This is a genomic window from Christiangramia aestuarii (genome assembly GCF_009735585.1).
Lineage (GTDB): Bacteria > Bacteroidota > Bacteroidia > Flavobacteriales > Flavobacteriaceae > Christiangramia > Christiangramia aestuarii.
The window spans coordinates 290,958-316,483 of record NZ_VJVW01000001.1 but is presented as its reverse complement, the minus strand read 5'-3'; the positions used below and the strand labels follow the sequence as shown (position 1 = coordinate 316,483).

Sequence of the window (25,526 nt, the reverse complement as noted above, 5' to 3'; positions counted from 1 at the left end):
CTTTCTCTCAAGTAAAAGCTAGAAGATATGAATGCTGTAATCTGCATTAAATTCATTTTTGGCTTCAAGTCTAATGATGCCTTCTTTTTTCTTGAGGTTCTGGTCTGTGCCTTCCAAATCTGCAATTCCAAGCCAGGGTTCAATGCAAACGTAAGGTGCACCCGGCTTGGCCCAGATACCCAGGTTTTTAAAGTCCTTATAAGCAATCGATAGGATTTTTCCGTTTTTCGAACTTACCAGATCCACTTTTTTGGACCTGATATTCTTAAAAATAAGCGCGTCATTATCAAAAATATGTCTCGTAAGCTGTATTTTACTATCCTTCTTCAATACATTTTTCGTTTCTGAACTTACCAGTCCGTCGTCATTCAACAGGTAGGTGTTCAGGTCCATCGATCTGTCGAACTGCAGGGAATAATCCTCGATCTCCTCGTTTTCGAATAACTGAATGTTGAAGGCCGGGTGACCACCAACTGAAAAATAAATAGGTTTATCGTCGAGGTTGATGATATGATGACTAACCTCCACCGTTTTTCCCATTAAGGTAAAGGCTATTCTGAAATTGAATTTGAAAGGGTACATTTTCAGAGTTTCTTCAGAATAAAGCAACTCAAAGACCAGCTGGTGCTCTGTTCTTTCTTTTAGCCTGATCATTTCATTATGCCGAATAAAGCCGTGTTTCGGCACTGAATATTCCTTTCCTTCATAAAAGTATTTCCCGTCCTTGATCACACCAATGATGGGGAAAAGGTTAGGAGCGTGACTTTCCCAGATGTTGGGATCGGCCTGCCAGATATGTTCGAGATCTTTCTCTTTATTGATGATGCTGCAAAGTTCAGCACCGGTTTCCTGCACCGTAACTTTCAGGAATTCATTTTCTATACTGTGTTTTTTCACTTTGGCGGAATTTTTCAATAAAGTTACGAATCTGGCGGAGCTGGGAAAATCTGGACGCCTGTGCTTTATTTATTTTCGGTATTTTTAGGGAAAATTCAGCAGATGAAGAAAATACTTGCCTTCGCAGGCTCTAACAGCAGTACCTCCATTAACCAGCAATTACTGAACAATGTGGTAGGCAGGATCCAGGCTCACGAGATCAAGCAGATTAAGCTTACAGATTATCCTCTGCCAATTTATAGCCAGGATAGGGAAAAGAATGAAGATTTTCCTGTTAATGCCACCATCATCAGGAACCTGATCGCCGATAATGATGCGCTGGTCATCGCGGTAAATGAGCATAATGGCGGTCCTTCGGCATTTTTCAAGAATATTATCGACTGGCTATCCAGGCTGGACCGTAATTTCCTCGATGGAAAAAAGATCCTTTTAATAAGTACTTCTCCTGGAAAACGCGGTGCAAAGTCTTCTCTGGAATATACCCAAAACATTTTTGGAAGATTTGGAGGAGAGGTAATAGAAAGCTTCAGCCTGCCCTCGTTTAAAGACAATTTTGAGGATGGGAAGGTAACAAACGAAGTACTGGATATGGGAATTGAGGATGTGCTTACTACCTTTGCGCATCAAATTGAAAGTTAAGTGCGCACTTCCAGAGTTTTTTCGGTAAAAGATACATCTAAGGTCAAAGAGCATTTATTAACCTGGGGCCGGCAGTTCCAGGAAGTTGCCTGGCTGGACAGCAATGAATGTGATTCCAAGACCGGGGAATACGAGGCCATCCTGGCCGTGGAAGCCTTTACCGCGATCAAGACCGATGATGTTGCCGCCTTCGATAAACTGAAAGAATACCAGGAAACCACAGCCGACTGGATCTTTGGATATTTGAGTTACGACCTGAAAAACGATGTGGAGAACTTAAGCTCCAGGAATTTTGACGGACTTCATTTTCCTGACCTTTATTTTTTCCAGCCTCAAAAGATCATTTTCATTAGAGAACAGCAGGTAGAATTTCACTACCTGAGGATGGTAGACGATGAGATAGAAGAAGACCTGGAAGAAATTCAGGGTCTCGAAGTTCAGACAAAGGCAGAACATAATCCGGTAGAGGTGAAATCCAGGCTTTCCCGGGAAGAATACCTCGATAAGATAGGAAAGATGCTGGATCATATTCACCGTGGTGATATTTACGAAGCGAATTTTTGCCAGGAATTCTATGCTGAAAATGTACAGATAGATGCCTTTAGCATTTACCGTTCCCTTAACGAGATCTCCACGCCGCCTTTCGCCGCTTATCTTAAACTGGAGAACTTCAACCTTATTTCTGCTTCGCCCGAGCGATACTTAAAGAAAAAGGGAGAGCATCTGCTTTCCCAGCCTATCAAAGGCACCGCCAGAAGGTCTGAAAACCCTGAGGAGGATCTCAGGATCGCTAAAGAGCTGGCCGATGATCCCAAGGAGCAGTCTGAAAATGTGATGATCGTGGACCTGGTTCGTAACGATCTTTCGCGTATCGCTAAAAAGGGAAGTGTACAGGTGGATGAATTGTGTAAGGTATATAGCTTTAAGCAGGTGCATCAGTTGATCTCCAGTGTTACTGCAGAGATCGCCGAAAATGTGCCGCCGGTTGAAGCGCTGCGCAACAGTTTCCCCATGGGAAGTATGACCGGGGCTCCCAAGATCTCGGCAATGAAGATCATCGAGGAACTGGAAGAATCCAAACGCGGGCTCTATAGCGGCGCGGTTGGATATTTCACTCCGGATGGCGATTTCGATTTTAACGTGGTGATTCGCAGTATACTTTATAATTCTGAAAATAAATATCTTTCCTTTTCAGTTGGCGGGGCGATCACCGCGAAGTCTCAGCCAGAAAAGGAATACGAGGAATGCCTGCTGAAGGCTAAAGCCATGCGGGAAGTCCTCACCAACCTGTAATTCACATTTTAGTTTTTTGAAGAAATAAAAAAGTGGCCGGTGCCGGGCCGCATTTAGGAGTGCCTTTGTATCTTTGGGAAACGATGGAAAAGGCCTTCAAGAATCTCGTTAGAAAAGACTATCCCTATTTATGCGGAGGTAAGTTGCTGCTGGCCGTTAGCGGGGGAGTAGACAGTGTAGTATTGGCACATTTATGTCACCTGGCGAAACTTGATTTTTCCATTGCCCATTGCAATTTCAACCTGCGTGGGGATGAAAGCGACGGGGACGAAAAATTCGTAGTAGACCTGGCCGATTCTTTAGAGGTTGAGGTCTATACCGAAAGTTTTGATACCCTTAATTATGCTGAAAATAACGGGGTTTCCGTTCAGATGGCTGCCAGGGAGCTAAGATACGAGTGGTTTGCTGAGCTTAGCAGTTCTGTGCATTTCGATTATACGCTTACCGCCCATCATGCCAATGACAACCTGGAGACTTTTCTAATCAATCTTATCCGCGGAACCGGGCCGGAAGGCCTTGCCGGGATCAAGAATAACAAGAACGAGATCGTAAGGCCACTGCTTGGTTTTACCAGGAAGGAGATCGAAGCATTTGCCAGAAAACGCAATTATAAATGGCGGGAAGACAGCAGCAATACTTCAGATAAATATATGCGGAACAAAATTAGGCAGCAGATCGTTCCTGTGATGGAAGAACTAAACCCGAACCTGCTGGATAGCTTTGCCCGTACTCAGGCACATTTGCAGGAGAGCATGGACCTGGTAGAGGATTATATCAGCCTTTTATATCCAAAACTGGTACAGAAAGATAAATATGGTTATGCTATAGATATTGAGTTTCTTAAAAAGGTTCCGAATCAAAAACAGATCCTGTATCAGCTTCTTAAAACCTTTGGGTTTACTGAATGGAATGATGTCTATGATCTTCTGGATGCCCAGACTGGTAAAATGGTATTGTCAGATACTCATCGGCTGATCAAGGACCGTAAAAAATTATTGCTCACCGAACATAATGAGAATTCGGTAGGAAAGGAATACAGTATCGGCAGGGAAGAGGAGCTGGTCATGATCCCGGGAATGGGAAGCTTCCATATAAGCGAAGTCGAAAAAAGGGGCCAGGCATCAGAAAATTGTATTTACGTACCCGAACATAAACTGGAATTTCCACTAAGTATCAGGAAATGGAAAAAAGGTGACTTCTTTTATCCCTTCGGAATGAAAGGAAAAAAGAAACTGAGCGATTTCTTTAAAGATGAGAAGTTCTCCCTTCCCGAAAAGGAGCATACCTGGCTACTTTGTTCCGGCAAGGATATCGTCTGGATCATAAACCACCGGGCAGATGATCGCTTCCGCGTAGAAAATTCAGATTCCAGGATCCTGAAGATCTGCATCACATAAGTATTTTTGATTCCAAAAAAAAAAGACCCTGAAACAAGATCAGGGTGAGGTTTCGACCGGCAATTTTTGTTGTTCTATCCTAATGCTATGGGAGATTCAATAATTTAAAGATCTTTGAAAAATTCCTATAAAGCTTAAAAATCAAATTTCCTTTAGGTTTAAAATGCTAATTTCTATCTTTAGGGACTTTAATAAAAAAATCATTGATGAAGATCTTTAAGAACCCCTTGTTTACTGTACTTATTCTGTTTTTAAGCATGCCGGTCTTAGCCCAGACTGAAACCGAATTCGATGTAAAACAGCACTATACCAAAATGGAAGTGGATATCCCCATGCGGGATGGTGTAAAACTCCATACCACAATTTACTCCCCAAAAGATACTTCCAGGGAATATCCAATTTTAATGCAAAGAACCCCATATAGCTCAAGGCCTTACGGGGAAGACCAGTTCCGTTCCAAAATTGGTCCTAATGAGATACTGATGAAAGAAGGAAACATCATTGTTTACCAGGATGTGCGTGGAAGATGGATGAGCGAAGGAAAATATGACAATATGCGCGCCTATATTCCCAATAAAAAAGGAAAAGAGGTAGACGAAGCCAGCGATACTTACGATACCATAGAATGGCTGGTAAATAACGTGGAAAATAATAATGGTAACGTAGGTACTTGGGGAATTTCTTATCCCGGTTTTTACGCGACCTATTCTTTGTTAAGCGGTCATCCGGCCTTAAAAGCGGCTTCTCCGCAGGCCAGTATCGGGGATTTCTTCTTCGATGATTTTCACCATAATGGAGCATATCTTTTGAGTTACTGGAGGGCGACCGCGGTATTTGGATACCAAAAAGACAAACCAACCGATACTGCCTGGTACGAATTTCCAAAACTGGGAACCGAAGACCAGTACCAGTTCTTTATGGACGCCGGACCTTTGAGCAATCTAGACCAGTATTATAAGGAAGACAACGAATTCTGGCAGCAATTAAAGGAGCACCCGAATTATGATGAATTCTGGCAGAAGCGTGGGATCGTTCAGCATTTTAAGGATACCAAGATCAAGCCGGCGGTGATGATCGTGGGCGGATTGTTCGATGCCGAGGATCTTTACGGGCCTTTTGCCATTTATAAGAATATAGAAGAGAACAGCGATAATTTTAATTCTATCGTTTTTGGTCCCTGGAGTCATGGCGACTGGGCGCGTGAAACGGGAAGACAGTCGGTAGGAAATGTTTATTTTGGAGATAGTATTTCCACACATTTCCAAAGAGATTACGAGACAGAATTCTTCAATCATTTTCTGAAGAACGAAACTCCGGATAATATAGACCTGGCCGAGGCCCATATCTACGATACCGGCTTAAGACAATGGAACGACTATACCGAATGGCCTCCGAAGAATACTTCTCCAAAAACCCTTTACCTGGGAGGAGACCAAAGTTTTACCGAGCAACCTACAAAGCAGGAATCCACTTTTGTAAGTGATCCTGAAAAGCCGGTTTCTTATAATGATGAGATCAAGATGGTCTTCACTCCGCGGGAGTATATGACCGGGGACCAGCGTTTTGCTGCCAGAAGGCCAGACGTACTGGTTTTTGAAACCGAAGTACTGGAAGAAGATATGAAGATTACCGGACCTATCGAGGCGATGCTAAAAGTGGCCACGACCGGAACCGCTGCTGACTGGGTGGTGAAAGTGATAGATGTTTATCCGCCAGATGCTGAAAATTATGAAGAAACCATGCCTCACCTTAAAATGAGCAATTATCATATGATGGTGCGCAGCGAGGTGATGCGCGGCAGGTTCAGGGATGGTTTTGAAGAGCCGAAGCCTTTTGAGCCGAATAAGAAGACCGAGGTAAATATCAAACTGCAGGGGGTAAACCACACCTTCAAAAAAGGACATAAGCTGCAGATACAGGTACAAAGCACCTGGTTTCCCTTGATAGACAGAAACCCACAAACCTTCGTAGAGAATATTTTTGAAGCTGAAGAAGAGGATTTCCAGAAGCAGACCCACACCGTTTATGGTGATTCCGCGATCAAATTTTCAGTATTAGAAGAAGAGAACTATGAAAATTAAGCTATATATCATCCCACTCCTGCTGGGATTTTTGATCATCTCCTGCGGCCAGGATAAAAGCGCTGAGGCTTATTCTGAAGCCGATATCGAAAAAGCTTCGGCAGAGCTAAACCAGTATTTCGCCAAGGAATATCAGAAGGAGATAGAAGAATCTCCCGAAACCCAGACCCGCAGGGGGATGAAGACCGATTACGGCAAATGGGACGATTATTCTAATTTGAAATATACTGAAGACCTGGAGCAGGCCAAACAGCGTATGGACTACCTGGAAAAGGTGGATACGGCGGCCCTGGATGAAGAGACCAAACTGAGTTATGCCCTCTATAAAAGACAGGTTCAGAATGAGATCGATGATTATAAATATCGTTTTTATAATTATCCAATAGAGCAGATGCACGGCTTGCATGCAGAGCTGCCTGCTTTCCTGATCAATATGCACAGGATAGACTCTGTGCCAGATGCCAAGGCCTATATTCAAAGACTGGTTGGATTGGGAAAAGTGATGGACGACATTATTGAACAGCTTCAGCTAAGAGAGCAGAATGGCATTATTCCTCCTAAATTCGTGCATGACAGAACCCTGGATGCTTCCCGTAATCTTATTAAGGGACGACCATTCACAAAATCCTCTGAAGCCAGTACGCTGATGGAAGATTTCAGCTCCAAAATCGATGAACTAGAGATCTCAGAAGAAGATAAAACGGCTCTTATTGATGAAGCAGAGACCGCACTGGTTGATAATGTGAAGCCAGCCTACGAAAAACTGATCGATTTTCTGGAAAATCAGCAGCAAAGGGCGACCGAAGAAGCCGGGGTGTGGAAGTTTCCAAAAGGGGAAGAGTTCTATAACAATGCCCTGCAGAGAGTGACCACTACCAATCTTACGGCAGATGAGATCCATGAGATCGGGCTCAGCGAGGTGGCAAGGATACACGGCGAGATGGAAAAGATCATGGAAGAAGTTGGCTTTGAAGGCTCCCTGGAAGATTTTTTCCAGTTCATGAAGACCGATGAGCGCTTCTATTATGAAAATACAGAAGAAGGAAAGGCGGCTTACTTAAAAGAGGCTAAAAGCATTATTAACAATATGAAGGAGATGCTGCCTGAACTATTTAACACCATGCCTGAAGCCGATATCGTGGTAAAGGCAGTAGAGCCTTTCCGTGAGAAAAGCGCCGGGAAAGCATTTTATCAGCAACCGGCCCTGGATGGATCCAGGCCAGGAACTTACTATGCGAACCTTTACGATATGGCGGCCATGCCTAAATACGAGATGGAAGCCCTGGCTTACCACGAAGGTATTCCTGGCCACCACATGCAGATCGCCATTGCCCAGGAACTGGATAGCATTCCCGAATTCAGGAAATTCAGTTTCTTTACGGCTTATGTTGAAGGCTGGGGGCTTTACAGTGAATACATCCCTAAGGAAATAGGTTTTTATAAAGATCCTTATTCAGATTTTGGTAGACTGGCCATGGAACTCTGGAGATCCTGCCGACTTGTTGTAGATACCGGTATACATGCCAAAAAGTGGACGCGGCAGCAGGGAATAGATTATTACAAACAAAATACCCCCGCGGCCGAAAGTGCCTGCGTGAAAATGGTTGAAAGGCATATCGTGATGCCGGGGCAGGCCACGGCCTACAAGATCGGGATGAACAAGATCCTGGAACTGCGGGAAAAGGCGAAGAAACAATTAGGCGACAAATTTGATATCAGGGATTTTCATGATGTTGTACTTACAGATGGTGCCTTACCGCTAACAATCCTGGAAGCAAAAGTTGACTCCTGGATAAAATCGAAAAAGATCTAAATTGAACGAACTCAAAAAATCGAACCTGAAGGTCATTGACCTAGTGAATTCTCAAAAAAGCAGGCTGCAGATCCTGAATTTTGGCGCCAGCATCTTCAGCTTTAAAATGCGCGACAAGTATGGCGACCTGTTGAATCTGATTGTAGGGCCTAATGATCCTGAAGTTTACCTGAGCCCGGAGTATAGAGATAAAAATCTTTGTTTTGGTGCCAGTATCGGCCGTTTTGCGGGAAGGATCTCCCAGGCTCAATTCAGCATAGAAGAGGAAGAGTTTCAGTTGTTCGAGAATCAGGAAGGGGTTCATCTGCATGGAGGGGAATACGGCTTCCAGTATAAGCTTTGGGAGGTGGAAAAGGTACACGAGGGTGAGAATCCCTATGTGGTCCTGGCTTATACCAGTGAACATATGGAAGAGGGATACCCGGGAAGCCTCCAGGTGAAGGCCAGGTTCCAGCTTACCGAAGAGAACGAGATAAAGATCTCTTATTCGGCGAAAACAGACCGGGAAACCATCGTGAACATTACCAATCATGCTTATTTCAATTTGAACGGCTCGGGTAGCATAAGCGATCATTTTCTACAGATCAACGCCTCGAAGATCCTCGAACTCGATGAAAATAAGCTGCCTACGGGCAACCTTATAAAACTGAAAAAGCACCAGAAAGATTACAGCGAGAACAAGTTGCTGGGCAACCGGGAACTGGATGATGTTTTTGTGACCGATGTCATGGAAAACGAGGTGCAGGCACAACTATTTGCACCTCTTAGCGGTATAAAGATGAAAGTGAGCAGCAACCAGCCGGTACTGGTAGTCTTCTCACCGGAAAAACTACCCGGAGACTGGACCTATTTGAGCGAAATGGATAAAAAATATCCCGCCGTGGCCATCGAAGCCCAGAATTATCCTGATGCTCCCAATTTCAGGAATTTCCCTTCGAGTTTGCTAAAGCCCGGTGAATTGTACGAAAACAACATCCAATTTGCTTTTTCTGTAAAATAATAATTCTATATTTAACCGAAAATTTAAGAAAAGATTATGATTGGAATTCTATCCTTCGTAGGGTTTACCGCCCTCGTTGCCATAATTGCCTATTTTGCAACCAGATCCACCGATGAAACGACCAGTGATGGCTACTTTTTAGGGGGTAGGAGTTTGACCGCAGGAGTGATCGCGGGATCGGTCTTGCTAACGAACTTATCTACCGAGCAGATCGTTGGTTTGAACGGTTCGGCCTATAGTGAAGGAATCCTGGTAATGGCCTGGGAAACTTTGGCGGCACTGGCGATCGTAGTGACCGCTTTGTTTTTGCTTCCGCGTTACCTGAAAGGAGGACTTACCACAGTTCCTCAATTCTTACAAACCCGTTTCGACCGTACCACTAAATCTATAGTTTCAGGCCTATTTCTATCAGGATATATGGTCATCTTTTTACCTATCGTTCTATACTCAGGAAGTTTGGCGATTAGTACTATGTTCGACGTTCCCGGCATGCTGGGGGTTAGCGATACCGCGGCACTATGGATCTGCGTATGGGGAATAGGTATCATAGGCTCTATATACGCTATTTTTGGAGGATTAAAAGCGGTTGCGGTTTCAGATACCATCAACGCTATCGGCTTACTGATAGGAGGATTAATGATCCCTGTATTCGGATTAATGGCCATAGGAGATGGGGACGTATTCGCTGGGCTTACCACTCTGGTAGACTCTAATCCAGGGAAATTCGACTCTATTGGTGGACCCGATGCTTCGGTTCCATTTTCAACAATATTTACCGGGATGATGCTAGTACAGTTATTCTACTGGGGAACCAACCAGGCGATCATTCAGAGAGCTCTTGCTGCCAAGAACCTGAAAGAAGGTCAGAAAGGTTTGATGCTGGCGGCTTTTATCAAAATATTAGGTCCAATTATCGTGGTCCTTCCGGGGATCATTGCCTGGCATATGTTCCAGGGGAACCTTGACAACGCAGACCAGGCTTACCCGGCGCTTGTGAACGAGGTATTACCACCGGTGCTGGTTGGATTTTTTGCCGCAGTGCTTTTCGGGGCGATCTTAAGCTCCTTTAACTCTGCGCTGAACTCTTCGGTGACCCTATTCGGAATAGACATCTATAAGCATCATTTTAATCCTGAAGCTTCAGAAAAGGAAGTGGTGAAGAAAGGAAAGCGTTTCGGTATCTTTATCGCGATCGCCTCCATGTTCATCGCACCATTGATCGCGAATGCTCCACAGGGACTGTTCGGTTACCTACAGGAAGTGAACGGATGTTACAGTATTCCAATTTTAACCATCGTCGTAGTGGGTTACCTATCCAAGAAGATCCCGGCTATTGCGGCAAAAGTTGCGCTTTTTAGTGGGGTTGGCCTTTACCTGGTATACCTTGGATTGAAATATTTCGTGGTGGGTGAAGATGCTTTGCCTCATTACCTGCACGTGATGGCTATCCTGTTCGTGATGAATATCGCGATCATGTGGATCATTGGTAGGGTGAAACCAAGAAAAGAAGATTTCGTGCTGCAGCATACCAAGCAGGTAGATATCAGCCCGTGGAAATATGTAGTTCCTGTAGGGATTGGGATCTGCGCACTGGTGATCTTTGTATACGTGTACTTCGCTCAGTAAGCACAAAAACTAAAGGATTAAAAAATCCGCTTCTTTTTAGGAGCGGATTTTTTATTTCAACTTATTGCAGATAATGTTTCTCTGGTAATTGATTCAATCTCTTGGCAGCTTGTTCTGCGGTGATATCCCGCTGAGGTCCTGCAAACATTTCATAGCCTACCATAAATTTTTTCACTGTTGCTGAACGAAGGAGCGGAGGGTAAAAGCTCATATGAAAATGCCATTCGGGATAGGCCTTTCCATCTGTGGGCGCCTGATGGATACCCGAAGAATAAGGAAAGGAGGTTTCAAAAATGTTATCATACTTTATTGTTAACTTTTTCAGAATTTCGGCAAATGCGATTTCTTCGTCTTCGTTAAGCTGCCCGATATGCTGAATATGCCTTTTTGGTACGATCATCGCCTCAAAGGGCCACACCGCCCAGAAAGGGATAAGGCTAACAAAATGTTCATTCTGGTCGAGGATCCTTTCCCCTGATTCCAGTTCCTGCTGAAGGTAATCGCCTAAAAGACTTCTTTTATGTTCCTGCCAGTGCTTCCTGAATTTTGAAGATTTTTTCAGGATCTCAGTAGGTATGGAGGACTGGGACCATATCTGCCCGTGGGGATGTGGATTACTGCAGCCCATGATGGCTCCCTTATTTTCAAAGATCTGAACATAGTTGATATTGGGCTTTTCCCCAAGTTCCAGATATTCCTTTTTCCAGATCTGTACCACCCTGGTAATATCCTTTTCTTCCATCAAGGGTAGAGTAAGCGAATGGTCTGGAGAAAAACATACCACCTTGCAGATACCCTGTTCTGTTTCAGCTTTTAGAAGACCTTCCTCAAAATTGATCTCTGGGGAATCGGGGAGCAGGGAAGCGAAATCGTTCACAAATGAATAGGGCTGTCTGTAATCTGGATTGGTTTCTCCACTGGCCCGGGTATTTCCGGGGCACAAATAACAGGAAGGGTCGTAAGTATGCTTCTGCAAGGTCTTCTTTTCCTCGGTCTTTCCCTGCCAGGGTCGTTTAGTGCGGTGTGGGGAAACCAGCACCCATTCGCCGGTAAGTATGTTGTATCTCCTGTGTGGAGTATTGTTGATCTCAGACTGCATGATCTAGATTTTTGAAATTTGAGTTCCCTCGCCCGGCATGACCGTAAAAGCGTCCAGTTCTATGTTGAAGTTTTTGAAATAGGCCTCGGAAACCTGTTCTATATAGGTTTTTATATGTTCTTCTTCAATCAGGTTTATGGTGCAACCTCCAAAGCCGCCGCCCATCATCCGGGAGCCTAAAATGTATTCCCTGTCCCTGGAAAAATCTACCAGGAAGTCCAGTTCCTTGCAGCTAACCTGGTAATGGTGCTGAAGGCCCTCGTGAGAGGCGTACATTAATTTCCCGAAAGTTTGCAGGTTACCAGACTTAAGGGCATTTGCTGCTGCCAGGACACGTCCATTTTCCTTTAGAACATACAGGCAGCGATCGTACATCTTCGGGCTAAGCTGTTCCTTATAATTTTCGAGAGCTTCAAAGGTCAGGTCTCTTAAAGAAGTTATCCCTAGTTTCGTACTTTGAATAATCTCGATCGCGGCTTCACATTCCTCCCGCCTGGAATTATAGTCACTGTCGGCTAAATTATGAGACACATTGGTATTTAGCAGGAGTAGCTTGCAGTTTTTGAAACTTGCCGGGATAAATTCGGTTTCAAGGCTTTGGCAGTCTATTTTTATCACGTGGTCCTTTCTGGACATTACCGAAGCAAACTGGTCCATGATACCACAGTTAGAGCCTACAAAGTCATTTTCGGCTTTCTGGCATAGTTTCACGATCTGCATATCAGAAAGATTAAGCTCAAAAAGACTATTTAAACCACCGGCAAAACCACATTCCAGTGCCGCCGAAGAACTTATCCCGGCACCAACGGGCAATTCACTTTCTATAAAACAATCAAATCCTTCCAGCCTGCCGCTTAGTTGTAAAAGCTCCTGGGTCACGCCCAGTAAATAGTCTTCCCAACCCCCGGTTTTGGTAATGAATTTGTCAAGACGGAACTCGAAACCTTTATCCAGGCTTTGGCTGTAAATACGACAAAAATTCACCGTATCGTTCTTTCGAAACCTGAGGAATATCTTTTTGTTTATCGCTGTAGGCAGGACAAATCCTTTGTTATAATCGGTATGCTCTCCAATAAGGTTGATCCTTCCCGGAGACTCTACCTTTAAATCTGCCTGAAAATCTTCAAACACCTCCGGCTTTCTTTCAAATGATCTTATATGACTCACTTCTAATCCTTTTAAATACAAAATTAAAAAATAAATGTACAACGTACATTTAAAGTAAATTTTCCTAATCTCTTATTTATTTATCTTTATAATAAAATTAGAAATCAATGTCAGAGAATCTAGGGGACCTCTACCAGGTAAAGGAGAAAATGTATGTCGCTACAGACTGCATTATTTTCGGTTTCCAGAATGGTAAATTAAAGCTTTTGGTGTTTAAAAGAAAGGTAAGTCCGCTAGAAGGTGAATGGTCTCTCATAGGAAGTTTCGTTAGGCTGGATGAAGACCTGGAAGTTGCAGGAAAGAGAGTGCTCAAAGAATCTACCGGGCTGGAAAATGTTTATATGCAACAATTGAGAACCTATGGCAAAAAAGACCGGGACCCGGGCTACCGATGTATCTCGGTTGCGCAATATGCTCTGATAAGGATAAACGAATATGATGAAGAATTGGTGGAAGAGCATGGCGCCAAGTGGTTCGAGATAGACCAGCTACCCTTGCTCATCCTGGATCATAACCAGATGGTTCACGATGCCCTTTTGCAATTAAAACAGAATGCCCGTTACCGGCCGATTGGTTTTGAGCTCTTACCCGAGAAATTTACCATTCCGCAGCTACAGGCATTGTATGAAGCTATTTACCGGAGGGAACTGGATCCGCGAAATTTCAGGAAAAAGGTGCTTTCGCTGAATGTGCTCGAAAAGCTGGATGAAAAGGACCGGTCTGGCAGCAAGCGTGGAGCTTTCCTCTATAAGTTCAATAATGACAATTACCGCGACCTGCTGGAGTCTGGTTATAATTTTGAGATTGCCTAAGCGGGAGACTGAATTTCAGCGCTATAAACTTTCAAAGCTTTGTTTATATATAAATATAAAAACATCTAACATGACAAGTAAACTGAACAGGAGAAAAATGCTTAAGAACCTGGGACTGGGAGCCGGGATGCTCAGTTTTGGAAATTTCTCGGAAATCTTAGGGAATGAAATTCAGCAGTCAGATTTCCAGGTTTTTTCTTCAGGAAAAATGAATCTTTCGGTTTGCAGATGGTGTTACGCAGATATCCCCTTAAAGGAATTCGCCAGGGAATGTAAGAAAATGGGCATTACCGCTATGGACCTGTTGAAGCCTTCAGAATGGGGTGTCGTAGAAAAAGAAGGGCTGGTTTGCTCCATGGCTACAGACGATTTTGCCAGTATCACCAAAGGCTTTAACGATCTAAGAAACCATGCAACATTACAGGAGCAGTACCGTGGACTTATAAAACAAGCTTCTGAGCATAATATAAAAAACGTCATCTGTTTTTCCGGAAACAGGAATGGGATGGATGATGAATCAGGGATCGCGAACTGCATTAAAGGCCTTAGTCCCTTGCTGGATTATGCCCAGGCCCTGGGAGTAAACCTGGTTATGGAATTGCTGAATTCTAAAATTGACCATGCAGATTATATGGCAGATCACACGAGCTTGGGCGTGCAACTGGCCAAAAGACTGGGCAAACCTAATTTCAAGCTGCTTTATGATATCTACCATATGCAGATCATGGAAGGTGATGTGATAAGGACCATCAGGGAAAACCATGAATATATCAACCATTATCATACCGGAGGTGTGCCGGGAAGAAACGAGATAAATGACTCCCAGGAATTGAATTATCCAGCCATTATGCGAGCAATTTATGAGACCGGTTTTGAGGGTTATGTGGCCCAGGAATTTATTCCCACCTACGACGATAAGATGGCAGCCCTTAAAGAAGGTGTAAACATTTGTGACATATAAGCTATCCAATAAATCGAACTGAAACCAATTTTAAGGTTGTTTTGGCTCTTCTTCTTATTACTAGCCGTCAAGATACTGAAAGTATACAGTCTACGATAGTGCCCGGTCTGAAAGGGTAGGAGTTGTAGCAGCGTCATTCGGTAGGGGTCAGGAGTATGAAGATTCAATAAATACAAAGGACAATTAGCAAATAGCAATAAGCAGTAAGCAATAAGTAATTTTCAAAGGATTCTTCGCTTCAATTCGTTTCGCTCCGAATCACAAATGGTTGTCATTCCGACGACAGGAGGAATCTCTTTTGGTAAAAGGTTGTTTCTTGTGAAAAATTCTTCGCTTCACTTCGTTTCGCTCTGGAAGACAGATGGTTGTCATTTCGACGACAGGAGGAATCTCTAGTGCTGGATAGGCAATTAATGTGAATAGATTCTTCGCTTCACTTCTTTTCGCTCTGCACGACAGACTTAATTTCTGGTTTAGTTTTCTTACTTCCCGGGTAGTTCAGGTTTTGATATTTCATAGGATGCTGGAACTAGTTCAGCATGACGAATAGAATAACACTGTCACCCTGAATTTATTTCAGATTCTATTGTCGCTAATTCGGATATAGCTTTAGAATTATCAGAACAAAAAAGGTCCCGTTTTGCAACGGGACCTTTTTCCTTTGTTTATAACAGAAATTTAACCACACTTGGAAGAACCACAGTCCTTACAGGTTAAGCATCCTTCCTGATAGATAAGATTTGAAGAATTACAATTGTTACATTTCTCCTTTTTTGCCACAGTACCATCGGCAATATAGCGCTTAAGAGCTCTCACCACCCCGTTCTTCCAGGTGTTGATAGATTCGCTATCCAGCTGCAGACTGTTGATAAGGTCTACCACGTTATCTATAGACATTCCGTGACGCAGGGTACTTGAGATCAGTTTCGCATAATTCCAGAACTCTGGATTGAACTTATGAGATAGACCTTCAATGGTGGTCTTGTAACCTCTTTTGTTCTCGTACTGGAAGTCGTATCTTGAAGTTCCGTCCTCGTTTCTTGCTTTAAGGATATATCCTTCGCTTACCCATCTTGGCAGCAAAATACCTTCCTCATCATCGGCAAAACCGGTGAAGATCTCGTAAGGTCGCCCGTCTACAAGACCGATAAAGGCGATCCATTTATCTTTATTATTCTGGAAACGAACCACGTCTGCGGTTAAGACTTCTGGCCTCTTCAGCGGGAAGTTCCCGGTAGTGGTCTCGTCTTCCTCTTCTTTTTTCTCGTCGTTAGAGATTAAAACTCCAGAACGTGACCCGTCACGGTAAACGGTAACTCCTTTACAACCTGCTTCCCAGGCCTCCAGGTAAAGTTTCCCTACCAGGTCTTCGCTAACATCATTAGGAAGGTTTATGGTCACACTAATTGAGTGGTCTATCCACTTTTGAACCGCTCCCTGCATTTTCACTTTGCTCAACCAATCCACATCGTTAGAGGTAGCCTGGTAATAAGGTGAAAGTTTAACCAGTTTGTCCAGTTCTTCCTGAGAATAGTTCTTATCTGTATCGTGGCCGTTAGCCTTCATCCATTCCTTGAAACGGTGGTGGAAAACCACGTATTCTTCCCAGGAATCTCCGACTTCGTCCACAAAGTCTACCCTTGCTTCCTTATCGTTAGGATTTACTTTTCTTCTACGCTTGTAAACCGGTAAGAAAACAGGTTCAATTCCAGAAGTGGTCTGGGTCATTAAACTGGTAGTCCCGGTTGGGGCGATGGTAAGCAAAGCAATGTTCCTTCTACCATACTCCAGCATATCGTAATAAAGCTTTTCATCGGCTTCTTTTAGTCTAAGGATGAATGGGTTGTTCTTTTCTCTTTCAGATTCGAAGATAGAGAAAGCACCTCTTTCCTTAGCTGTGTCAACAGATGCGCGGTAAGCGGCCAATGCAATGTTTTTGTGGATGTCCACTGAAAAGTCTATTCCTTCCTTGCTTCCGTACTTGATGCCAAGTCCTGCAAGCATATCTCCTTCAGCAGTAATACCAATCCCGGTTCTACGACCTTCGTAAGCTTTCTGGCGAATGTTCAGCCAAAGATTCTTTTCAACAGATTTGATCTCTTCGCTTTCCGGATCGGCATCTATCTTGGCAAGGATATTATCTATCTTTTCAAGTTCCAGGTCGATGATATCGTCCATGATCCTTTGAGCGGCACCAACATGCTTCTTGAAAAGTTCGTAATTAAAGTGCGCCTTATCTGTAAATGGCTCTTCCACATAAGAGAAAAGGTTGATCGCAAGTAAACGACATGAGTCGTAAGGGCAAAGCGGGATCTCCCCACATGGGTTGGTAGATACGGTCTTATAACCAAGATCTGCGTAACAATCTGGCACAGATTCGTTGATCACGGTATCCCAGAACAGGATTCCCGGTTCTGCAGATTTCCACGCATTGTGAACGATCTTCTTCCATAATTTGTTCGCTTCGATATCCTTGGAGAATTTCGGCGACTTGCTGAAGATCGGGTATTTTTGAGTATAATTCGTGTTGTTTTTTACGGCTTTCATGAAGTCGTCATCGATCCTAACTGAAACATTGGCGCCTGTAACTTTCCCCTGTTCCATTTTCGCATCGATGAAATCCTCTGCATCCGGGTGGTTGATAGATACAGATAGCATCAAGGCTCCTCTACGTCCATCCTGTGCTACCTCCCTGGTAGAGTTAGAGTAACGCTCCATAAAAGGTACGATCCCTGTAGAAGTAAGGGCAGAATTCTTAACTGCAGATCCCTTAGGTCTTACGTGGGAAAGGTCGTGACCCACACCACCTCTACGCTTCATAAGCTGTACCTGCTCCTGGTCGATCTTCATGATCCCTCCATAAGAATCTGAATCTCCCTTATTCCCAATAACGAAACAATTGGACAGCGAACCTACCTGATAAGGATTTCCAATTCCGGCCATCGGGCTTCCCTGGGGAACGATGTATTTGAAATCCTTAATAAGATCAAATACTTCATCCTCGCTCATTGGATTCGGATATTTTTTTTCAATTCTTGCGATCTCTTTTGCGATACGGCGGTGCATATCGTTTGGAGTAAGTTCATAAATATTCCCGTCTGAATCTTTCAGGGCATATTTATTCACCCAAACTCTCGCGGCAAGATCGTCTCCTTTAAAGTATTTCAGGGATGCTTCAAAAGCCTGTTCCTGCGTATAGGTTTGAGGAACTACTGGTTTTTCTTCTACAGGCATATAGATTAAAGTTTTTAGGTTAGAATTCTGTTATTATCGTGGTATAAAACTAAGCAAAGAAATGAGATGATTAACAAATCATTTAGAAAAAGTTATCAAGAAAAAACTGTTAATTAAATGATTGTCAAGCGAATAAAAAATTACTAACAATAAAAAGTTGACAAATAATGAAAATTATTTTTTTTCAGGTTGAAATTCTATTCCGGAATTTGAATGTGGAATATAAGCTGGAATAACAAGGAAAACAGGCCTGAAATTGACCGGATTTCAAAGTTTCCCGGAGTGATCTGAACAAAAAAAGAGGCCCCGCTGTGGGCGGAGCCTTCTTTGAATTAACACCTATGAAAATTCAAAAAATAAAAAGTTTATTTCTTACACCAATCGATTGGCTCGATCGGGACCTTTCCATTTCCACTAGGAGGCAGGGTTATATTTTTGGTCACTATGTGACGGCTGTTTTCAGGAACTTAAGATGTGAAATTCTATAGCTCACATCGGCGTCGCTAATATATAGAAATATCTTCGTTTTCAGTTTAAACTGCGACTTTTCGTTAAAAAAATATTTTTTCATCAAAAAGCCGCGTTTAATCCTGCTTATTCTGAAGTTTTGAAGGTATAGATACTGCTTGAGGCTGAGCTAGTTCCGTCGCTGCTAACCACTCTCCAGTAGTAAACCGTATTAGAGTTCACTGAAATATCCATACTGGTTTGTGTTAAATTTTGCCATTCTGAAGCTGGTTCCTGTAGCCCATCCACATCATCGGCATACAGGGTGTAGGTGACCGCGTCACCGTCAGGGTCCTGAACCTCCTCCCAGTCAAGAGTGATCTTTCCGTTATCTGGAGTTACCGTTGCTCCTGGTTCCGGATATACGGCTGCCGCAGGAAACGGAGCAATATTGGATTCTCCCTCCCCGGCAAGGTAGAACTTCCAGGTCTCTGAAGTTGTGGTGGCCGATCCTGAATTCCTGGAAATGATCACCCAGGAATATGGATGTCCTCGCTTAAGGCTAACTTCGGTTTCAGAAGTGGTAAGGCCTGTCTTGGTGGTAAATGTATTATCATCAAGGTTGGTGACCTTAAGGTCATACTTCTCGGTATCTGCCGAGGCCTCCCAGGAAAAATCCACCGTAGCCGAGTTTCCCGAAATTTCTCCCTGCTCACATTCCTTATTATTTTCAGGAAGGCTAAGTAAGGCTTCTCCAGGTTTATCCCCTTCTGGCTGGGGATTTGGATTAGGTGCGGGATCACTATCACAGCCTGCCAGTAACTGCAAGGCGATGATGCTTAGGTATATATATCTTTTCATGATTCTATTCTTTAATTACTTTAAAGGTCCTGTCTACATTAGCTCCCTTCAGGTGGACTATATAAAGACCGGTACTTCTGTTATTTACATCCAGCTCGATCACCCTGTTCGCAGGAACATTTATCATGCTTCTGTTTAGCAGGTTCCCGGTGCTTCCGAAGATCTCAACCTGTACCTCTTCGTCCTGGCCGGCTACATAAACCTGCAGGTATCCCTGGGTAGGATTAGGGTAGAAGCTAACTTCTTCGCTTACGAAGACCTCTTCGAAATATGCTCCCTGGCAGTCCAGCTCGGTATGTACCTCGATCTTATTAATACCGCTTTTTAATTCCAGAATGACCTCGCTTTCTTCAGTGACCACCTGGCTTTCATTAAAACTTATATAATAACGTTCAGCTCCATCGAGTTTCAGGGTCACCTGTTTCCTGTCCTGGTTCACTACTGAAGTTGCATTCAGTGCTTCAGGTGCGCTTATGTTCACGCTAAAGCATCTTTCAAAATCAGGTTCGCCTGTCACTGTAAAGCATACATCGTAGTTGCCCGGAGCAAGGTTGGTAAAGCTTTCATAATAAGAATTGTCGCTATTCAGTTCCATAGTATCCATTCCGCTAACCGAAACTGTATAGGTATGCCCGGGGATACTTGAATAAACATTGATACTTCCATTCTCCTGGCCGGGACAACTTAGGCCCATGCTCTCTACCCTAAAGGCATCGGTTGGCAGACTAAAAACGCTGCAACCATTCACATCTACACTGTCTCCGGCTGGGGTGTCAGGGCAATTATCGGTAGAATCTGCCACGCCATCTCCATCTGAATCGGGGAAATTATCGTTTGGGAAAAGGTCTGAAGGCTCATCTGCATAGATGTGCCATTCGCCCGGCGCCAGGTTGATACTTGTAGTTTGAGAGCTGATATTCTTTTTTCTATTGTTATTGAAAAGGTCATACCAGGTTCCTGTAGCCTGAAATTCAACTTCAGCAGTTTTAGCGGTTACGCCAAAATTACCTACAATAACAATGTTTGAAATTTCACCGCTTCCGGCATTGGTGGTAGTAAGGTGAATGGTTTTAATTCCTGTGGACGCACCTGCATCTATGCTGAAATCTTCGGTATCAAAAATAGGTTCAGAATTTCTTAAAGCTATAAGTTTGGAATAATCCTCGTAAAGATCTTTTCTGTCTTCATCTTCGAAATAATCCCAACGGATCGGCTTATTTCCAACCCGGCCATTATAGTCTATAGAAAAATCGTAGCCAAGTTCTCCGAATTGCCAGATCATTTTTGGTCCTGGAATGGTGAAGAAGAAAGCAGCATCCAAGCTCATTCTGTCAAGGGCAGTAGGTAATGACTTTACAGAATAATCACCGGCAGAATTTCCATATTCCAGGGCCTTGAACATTAATCTCTCTTCATCATGACTTTCCATATAAACCACGTTTTGTGGTTCTTCCCAACCACGATTCTTGTAGGATGCCCACTCAAAATCTGATTTTCCACCATCGTGGTAGCCCATGATCGCTTCCCCATATGGCCCATTAAGGTTGCTCCACAACATGATACCCTTACCTTCGTCGAGGCGGTAATTGGCCCATTCGGTTTCTTCCTGGTTGCCTCCTAAATGCTCAAAGATCACGTAAGAGTTATTATCAACTTCCCACTGGTAATCGGCATATTTTTTTAATACTTCCACGCGATCTGCCTGGTAAGAACCGGTACAGCCTTCATCGTTCGCAGAACAGTTCTGGGTAAAGCCCTTGGTAAGATCCCATCGGAAACCATCAAATTTGAATTCCTCTATCCAGTATTGCACGATCCTTTTAACATACTGCTGAGTCCCCTCGTACTGGTGATTGAAATCGTAGAATACCGAATAGGCATGTTTCGCCGACTGGTTAAGGAAGGGATTGCTAGCAGAAGGAGTTCCGCTGGTTTCCCCATCATTATAAAGCCTGAAATAAGGGTTCTGGCCTGTAGCATGGTTAAATACGATATCTGCGATCACAGCCATTCCTCTTTGGTGGGCCTCATCGATAAGCTTTTTAAGCATTTCTGGAGATCCATAATATTTATCTGTGGCCATATGGAAGCTAGGATTGTATCCCCAACTTTCGTTACCATCAAATTCGTTCACCGGCATAAGCTCGATCGCGTTAATTCCCAGGTTTTCGAGGTAATCAAGACGGTCTATAAGGGCCTTATAAGAATGGTCCTCATCAAAATCTCTTAACAAAAGTTCGTAGATCACCAGGTCTTCCTTGGCAGGTTTCTCAAAAGAAGCATCATTCCAGTCATAGGTTTCAGTATCTGTCTGGAACCAGGTTACCGCATTGGTGGTTTCACCCTCGGGATAGTCTGGAATGCCTGCAAAAGTTTCGGTCTCTATATACTGGTCATTCCATGGATCCAGAATAAGGTGAGAGTAGGGGTCGGCGATGGCAATGGAATAATCTACCATATACTGGTAAAGGATATCGCTGTTGGCTGGAAGTCCGTTTATCTCTATCCAAAAACGTTCTGTTTCGGGATCGTAATTCATCAGATAATCATTAGAAATTTCCCAGTTGTTTTCAGAACCTATCCAGTGCACAACCTCCTTGCCTGGTGCATGAAGCACAAAAGTAGCTTTGGTAGGGGTAGCGGCATCAAAATTGATCCCGTCCTTAAGACCTGCCGGTAATGCTACCACAGGAACATTGGGTTTACTGGCAGCATAAAATATCTTCGACTGGGAATCGCTGCCATCTATCGCTTTTAACCTGATCTCGCTATAATCGCTCAGGCTAAGTGAATAGCTATAGTTTTTGGAAAGGCTGGAAGTGGAATTCACCAGGGCATCATTCACATAAAGTTCAAAAAGGACTTCTTTGTTAGAACTGGCCGAGATGGCTAATGATTCACCGTTTTCCAGAAGGCTGAAGCTGGAAGTAGGGTTTTCCAGGTTTAATTGAAAGGTTCCAACTTCAAGGACAAAGTCCTGAGTTTTCTTATCGCCGCTACCATCTTTGGCCTTAACCAGAAAGCCTATTTTGGTAATATCGTTACGATTAAAAAATTCAGAGACTTTGAAGCTTATGCTGAGCTTCCCGTCATTTGCCTCCAGTTTATGTGCTTCATTAGAATTATCCCAGCTACCATTATTGGGGGCATCCTGTTGCACCCCGGCACTGTTATAGCTCCAGGCCCAAAGATAGGCGTCGGAGACACCCCATTTGCTTAGGTCTATGCCTGAAAAAGTAAGGCTGATGGTATCATCTTCTCCGAACGGATCTGGGCTAACTTCAACCGAAGCCTCTTGTTGCTGGGCATTCGCAAGCGGCAGCAGCCCCATGCAAAAGACCCAAAATAGGAGTAGTTTATTCTTCATACTCTTTTGTTTTAAATAAAAAAGGGGCTACGTAAATAGCCCCTTTAGATTGCTAATTCTTAATTCTTGGTTAGCGTATAGGTATACATTCTCGGATTGCTAAGATCCAGAGTGATGGTATAGTTCCCATCTTCTGGAACCCCAATATTATCACCGTTGAATTCAGCAGTACCATCGGCACCAGAATCTCCAATGTTCAGGTCCCATGCATCGTTCGCACGGAACTTAATTCCATTGTCTGGAGCCTCTTGAGCTGTAAGGTCTAAAGTAAGCGTCCAAACCTTGTTTTCTGCATCATAGGTCATATCTGAATCGCTATCCCAACCTGTAGGAGTTGCGTTTCCAATTACTCCCCAGTTAGTTTCAGTAAGAGAGTAAGTTAAAGCTTCAGGGTCTGCCTTTACGTAGAAGTATCCGCCAGTTCCATCAGGAGTTCCTGCGTCAACACCTGGAGAGGCAAGCACTTCAGTGTAAGCTCCGCCTTCAGCTCCGGCATCACCATAATTTCCATCCCAACCTTCGTTAGTAGGAAGGAATTTATACATAGGTTGTTCTACATCCATATTAATGAAGCCTTCATAATTGGTTCCACCCATTTCAGCGGCTAAAGGAATACCATTCTCCGGGCTCCAGTCTGCAGCGTATCCGCTGGCAACTGCAAAGTTTCCGGTCACGTAGATCTTAGGAAGTTCCGGCTCGGCATCACCTTCCGGAAGAGTTACATTCACGGTAACAACTTCTGAAAATTGCTCTACCACGTTACCACCGTCGCTACCAACAAAGGCACGCACCTGGAAATTCAGGCTTCCAGTATTTGGAGCTTCAGTTTCTGGATCATTATCTAATCCGGCATCTGCAGCCAGGGCAAGCATTTCGCTTACGGTAACGGCTCCATTGGTCGCTTCCCCTTCATAAATAGGGTCTGTAGTATCAAAGGTCATATCTGCAGATCCTAATAATTGGTATTTTACCGGCGTCTGTACATCAAAATCTACCGGGTTCCAAACGAACCTTTCCGCAAGGTTATCCCCGTTAGAAGCCATAAGATTATAATTGTCTGCCACGCTGCTGGTAAAAGCCAGTCCTTCCGGATCTGGTTTAGCTACAAAAGTGAAAGGATCGTCTTCTGTACATGAATTCAGGCTGATTAGCCCTATAAGTGCGAATAGTAAAAAACTTAATTTTTTCATTTTATGTGATATTTTAATAACCGTCGTTTTGAGTTAGATTTGGATTTACTGTTAAGAGATTGCTTGGTAATGGGAAAAGTCTTCTGAAGTCGGCTACGGCCATTCCTCCACGAGTTCCTCCTTTAAAAGGCCATAGGTAGCTGCCCGAAGTGAACAGGTCGTAACGAATAAGGTCTGTTCTTCTCATTCCTTCCCAGTATAGTTCTCTTGCTCTTTCGGCAAGGATAAAATCCAGGTCAAGTTCAGAAGAAGTGATATTTCCTGAGTCATCACCAAAGGCTCTCTCTCTTAATTCGTTGATATAACCGGTCGCAGTGGCAAGGTCTCCGCCGCCGCCTCTAAGAGAAGCTTCCGCATAATTAAGGTAGATTTCGGCCAAACGAATAAGTGGCAGATCGGTATCCACGAAGTTTCCTGCCTCGTCGCTACCTGCATTGCCTTGTGAATCGATGTTCTTGAACTTGGTTACTGCATACCCATCGGTAAAAGTATTGGCGATAGTGCTTATCTCCAGGCTCTGACCATCTGTATAGAACATGGCTCTTTCGTCTGCCCATTCTACTGGATTTCCATCCTCATCGGTCGCGGTTACGGCATAATCGAAATTGTTCACCAGTTCTTTCGTGGTTCTAAGGCCTTCCCAGCCTCCGTTCACACCAAATTCGCTGGCATCCATGCTGCCACCAATAGCGGCGTGTACCAGGAAAGTAGTACCTCCATAGGTTTTAGACTGGTTCCCATCGAAATTGATGGCGAAGATGAATTCGTTCTGGGCTCCGTTAGAGTTATTATCGGCAAGGAATAACTCATCGTAGGCAGAACCATTTCCGTTCGCATCGCTCGTATTGATAGAATAGGTTGAATTGATCGCCTGCTGAGAGTAATTCACTGCTTCAGCATATTTTGGTTGCCCAATCCATGTCTCAGCATTTAAATAAAGCCTGGAAAGCAATGCCCATGCAGCTACTTCGTCTACACGACCATATTCATTTGAACCGCTGGCTTTCAGGTTATCCTGGATTTCCAGAAGCTCCTGCTCAACAAATTCGAAGATCATATCACGGTTCGCCTGTTCCGGAAGTTCGGTGGTCACCTGGGTAACCAAAGGAACGTTTCCATAAAGGTCCATTAGGTTGTAGTATGCAAAAGCTCTAAGGAACCTTGCTTCAGCAATATATGCGTCCACCTCTGGATCTCCACTCAAGGCCATGGCGTTAGAGATAAAGGAGTTACAGAAAGATACCTCCTGGGCAAGTCTGTAATACATACCCGTGGTGAAGTCGTTAGAAGCTCCCCAATCCATCGCGTGAAGGTTTGGAAGTCCCGGGTCTCCCCATCCAACCACTGCATTATCTGTGGTAAGTTCATTAAGGCTGAACAACATTCTGGAGTACTGCGAAGTACCTTCGTCTATACCAGAGATATCAGGCTGCCCAGCAGGTCCCTGCTGCCCGGTAAGAGCAAGACTGGCATATAGTTTTGCCAGAGCTCCTTTAGCTTCCTGTGCATTGGCAAAAACATTCGCCTCAGTAAAACTGTCTGGATCTATAGGTGTTTGATCAAGATCGTCGTGGCAGGCAATCAGAGAAAGGCAGGCCGGTACGATCAGGATTAATTTCTTTATAAAATTCATTTTCATACT

17 protein-coding genes are annotated in these 25,526 nt (G+C 43.8%); 9 read left to right on the top strand and 8 right to left on the bottom strand.

Annotated elements, in window-relative coordinates; all coding sequences use genetic code 11:
* Positions 1–18 precede the first annotated feature (18 nt).
* Entirely contained in the window at positions 19–897 is an 879-nt protein-coding gene (locus FLP08_RS01270) for an aldose 1-epimerase family protein (protein ID WP_341484966.1), read from the bottom strand.
* Positions 898–999: 102 nt separating this feature from the next.
* On the opposite strand from FLP08_RS01270, the gene FLP08_RS01265 reads away from it, so the two are divergent.
* The 7 genes from FLP08_RS01265 to FLP08_RS01235 all read left to right on the top strand — a co-directional run bounded on the left by FLP08_RS01265 (position 1,000) and on the right by FLP08_RS01235 (position 10,746).
* Positions 1,000–1,536: an NADPH-dependent FMN reductase gene (locus FLP08_RS01265; protein WP_156273236.1), complete on the top strand. Its 537-nt coding sequence runs from the start codon at positions 1,000–1,002 to the stop codon at positions 1,534–1,536.
* Positions 1,537–2,829, top strand: a complete 1,293-nt coding sequence (pabB, locus tag FLP08_RS01260) for an aminodeoxychorismate synthase component I (RefSeq protein WP_162430875.1) — start codon at positions 1,537–1,539, stop codon at positions 2,827–2,829. It begins immediately after the preceding gene.
* Between the two features lie 83 nt (positions 2,830–2,912).
* A complete protein-coding gene (gene tilS / locus FLP08_RS01255; protein WP_156273234.1) occupies positions 2,913–4,226 on the top strand; it encodes a tRNA lysidine(34) synthetase TilS in 1,314 nt (437 codons plus the stop codon).
* Between the two features lie 206 nt (positions 4,227–4,432).
* Positions 4,433–6,307, top strand: coding sequence for a CocE/NonD family hydrolase (locus FLP08_RS01250; protein ID WP_156273232.1), 1,875 nt, complete (start codon positions 4,433–4,435; stop codon positions 6,305–6,307).
* The gene (locus FLP08_RS01245) at positions 6,297–8,120 is read left to right on the top strand and encodes a DUF885 domain-containing protein (RefSeq protein WP_156273230.1); all 1,824 of its coding nucleotides are present in this window, start codon (positions 6,297–6,299) and stop codon (positions 8,118–8,120) included. The genes FLP08_RS01250 and FLP08_RS01245 overlap by 11 nt, the downstream gene beginning before the upstream one ends.
* Before the next feature lies 1 nt (position 8,121).
* Positions 8,122–9,120: an aldose epimerase family protein gene (locus FLP08_RS01240; protein WP_156273228.1), complete on the top strand. Its 999-nt coding sequence runs from the start codon at positions 8,122–8,124 to the stop codon at positions 9,118–9,120.
* Between the two features lie 36 nt (positions 9,121–9,156).
* Complete coding sequence (locus FLP08_RS01235; protein ID WP_156273226.1) at positions 9,157–10,746, top strand: solute:sodium symporter family transporter; 1,590 nt, start codon at positions 9,157–9,159, stop codon at positions 10,744–10,746.
* A gap of 61 nt (positions 10,747–10,807) precedes the next feature.
* On the opposite strand, the gene FLP08_RS01230 is transcribed toward FLP08_RS01235, so the two are convergent.
* Together FLP08_RS01230 and galK are read right to left on the bottom strand one after the other, a co-directional pair.
* A complete protein-coding gene (locus tag FLP08_RS01230; RefSeq protein ID WP_156273224.1) occupies positions 10,808–11,845 on the bottom strand; it encodes a UDP-glucose--hexose-1-phosphate uridylyltransferase in 1,038 nt (345 codons plus the stop codon).
* A 3-nt stretch (positions 11,846–11,848) separates the two neighbouring features.
* Positions 11,849–13,012: a galactokinase gene (galK, locus tag FLP08_RS01225; protein ID WP_162430873.1), complete on the bottom strand. Its 1,164-nt coding sequence runs from the start codon at positions 13,010–13,012 to the stop codon at positions 11,849–11,851.
* A gap of 107 nt (positions 13,013–13,119) precedes the next feature.
* Here galK and FLP08_RS01220 point away from each other — a divergent pair, with 107 nt between their 5' ends.
* Complete coding sequence (locus FLP08_RS01220; protein ID WP_156273220.1) at positions 13,120–13,824, top strand: NUDIX hydrolase; 705 nt, start codon at positions 13,120–13,122, stop codon at positions 13,822–13,824.
* 70 nt (positions 13,825–13,894) lie between these two features.
* Positions 13,895–14,785 carry a hydroxypyruvate isomerase family protein gene (locus FLP08_RS01215; RefSeq protein ID WP_156273218.1) on the top strand — a complete coding sequence of 297 codons (891 nt, stop codon included), beginning with the start codon at positions 13,895–13,897 and terminating at the stop codon, positions 14,783–14,785.
* Between the two features lie 678 nt (positions 14,786–15,463).
* Here FLP08_RS01215 and FLP08_RS01210 read toward each other — a convergent pair.
* The 5 genes from FLP08_RS01210 to FLP08_RS01190 all read right to left on the bottom strand — a co-directional run bounded on the left by FLP08_RS01210 (position 15,464) and on the right by FLP08_RS01190 (position 25,523).
* Positions 15,464–18,019, bottom strand: a complete 2,556-nt coding sequence (locus tag FLP08_RS01210) for an adenosylcobalamin-dependent ribonucleoside-diphosphate reductase (RefSeq protein ID WP_156273216.1) — start codon at positions 18,017–18,019, stop codon at positions 15,464–15,466.
* A 594-nt stretch (positions 18,020–18,613) separates the two neighbouring features.
* The gene (locus tag FLP08_RS01205; protein ID WP_156273214.1) at positions 18,614–19,327 is read right to left on the bottom strand and encodes a hypothetical protein; all 714 of its coding nucleotides are present in this window, start codon (positions 19,325–19,327) and stop codon (positions 18,614–18,616) included.
* A 4-nt stretch (positions 19,328–19,331) separates the two neighbouring features.
* Positions 19,332–22,694, bottom strand: coding sequence for an alpha-amylase family glycosyl hydrolase (locus FLP08_RS01200; RefSeq protein ID WP_156273212.1), 3,363 nt, complete (start codon positions 22,692–22,694; stop codon positions 19,332–19,334).
* A gap of 59 nt (positions 22,695–22,753) precedes the next feature.
* The gene (locus FLP08_RS01195; protein ID WP_156273210.1) at positions 22,754–23,884 is read right to left on the bottom strand and encodes a SusE domain-containing protein; all 1,131 of its coding nucleotides are present in this window, start codon (positions 23,882–23,884) and stop codon (positions 22,754–22,756) included.
* A 13-nt stretch (positions 23,885–23,897) separates the two neighbouring features.
* The gene (locus FLP08_RS01190; protein WP_156273208.1) at positions 23,898–25,523 is read right to left on the bottom strand and encodes a RagB/SusD family nutrient uptake outer membrane protein; all 1,626 of its coding nucleotides are present in this window, start codon (positions 25,521–25,523) and stop codon (positions 23,898–23,900) included.
* Positions 25,524–25,526 lie beyond the last annotated feature (3 nt).

Coding starts and splice junctions, on each gene's coding strand:
- FLP08_RS01200 (WP_156273212.1), bottom strand. CDS start 22,694: ATGAAGAATAAACTACTCCTATTTTGGGTCTTTTGCATGGGGCTGCTG.
- FLP08_RS01265 (WP_156273236.1), top strand. CDS start 1,000: ATGAAGAAAATACTTGCCTTCGCAGGCTCTAACAGCAGTACCTCCATT.
- FLP08_RS01245 (WP_156273230.1), top strand. CDS start 6,297: ATGAAAATTAAGCTATATATCATCCCACTCCTGCTGGGATTTTTGATC.
- FLP08_RS01210 (WP_156273216.1), bottom strand. CDS start 18,019: ATGCCTGTAGAAGAAAAACCAGTAGTTCCTCAAACCTATACGCAGGAA.
- FLP08_RS01220 (WP_156273220.1), top strand. CDS start 13,120: ATGTCAGAGAATCTAGGGGACCTCTACCAGGTAAAGGAGAAAATGTAT.
- FLP08_RS01230 (WP_156273224.1), bottom strand. CDS start 11,845: ATGCAGTCTGAGATCAACAATACTCCACACAGGAGATACAACATACTT.
- FLP08_RS01235 (WP_156273226.1), top strand. CDS start 9,157: ATGATTGGAATTCTATCCTTCGTAGGGTTTACCGCCCTCGTTGCCATA.
- FLP08_RS01215 (WP_156273218.1), top strand. CDS start 13,895: ATGACAAGTAAACTGAACAGGAGAAAAATGCTTAAGAACCTGGGACTG.
- tilS (WP_156273234.1), top strand. CDS start 2,913: ATGGAAAAGGCCTTCAAGAATCTCGTTAGAAAAGACTATCCCTATTTA.
- FLP08_RS01205 (WP_156273214.1), bottom strand. CDS start 19,327: ATGAAAAGATATATATACCTAAGCATCATCGCCTTGCAGTTACTGGCA.
- FLP08_RS01190 (WP_156273208.1), bottom strand. CDS start 25,523: ATGAAAATGAATTTTATAAAGAAATTAATCCTGATCGTACCGGCCTGC.
- FLP08_RS01250 (WP_156273232.1), top strand. CDS start 4,433: ATGAAGATCTTTAAGAACCCCTTGTTTACTGTACTTATTCTGTTTTTA.
- FLP08_RS01195 (WP_156273210.1), bottom strand. CDS start 23,884: ATGAAAAAATTAAGTTTTTTACTATTCGCACTTATAGGGCTAATCAGC.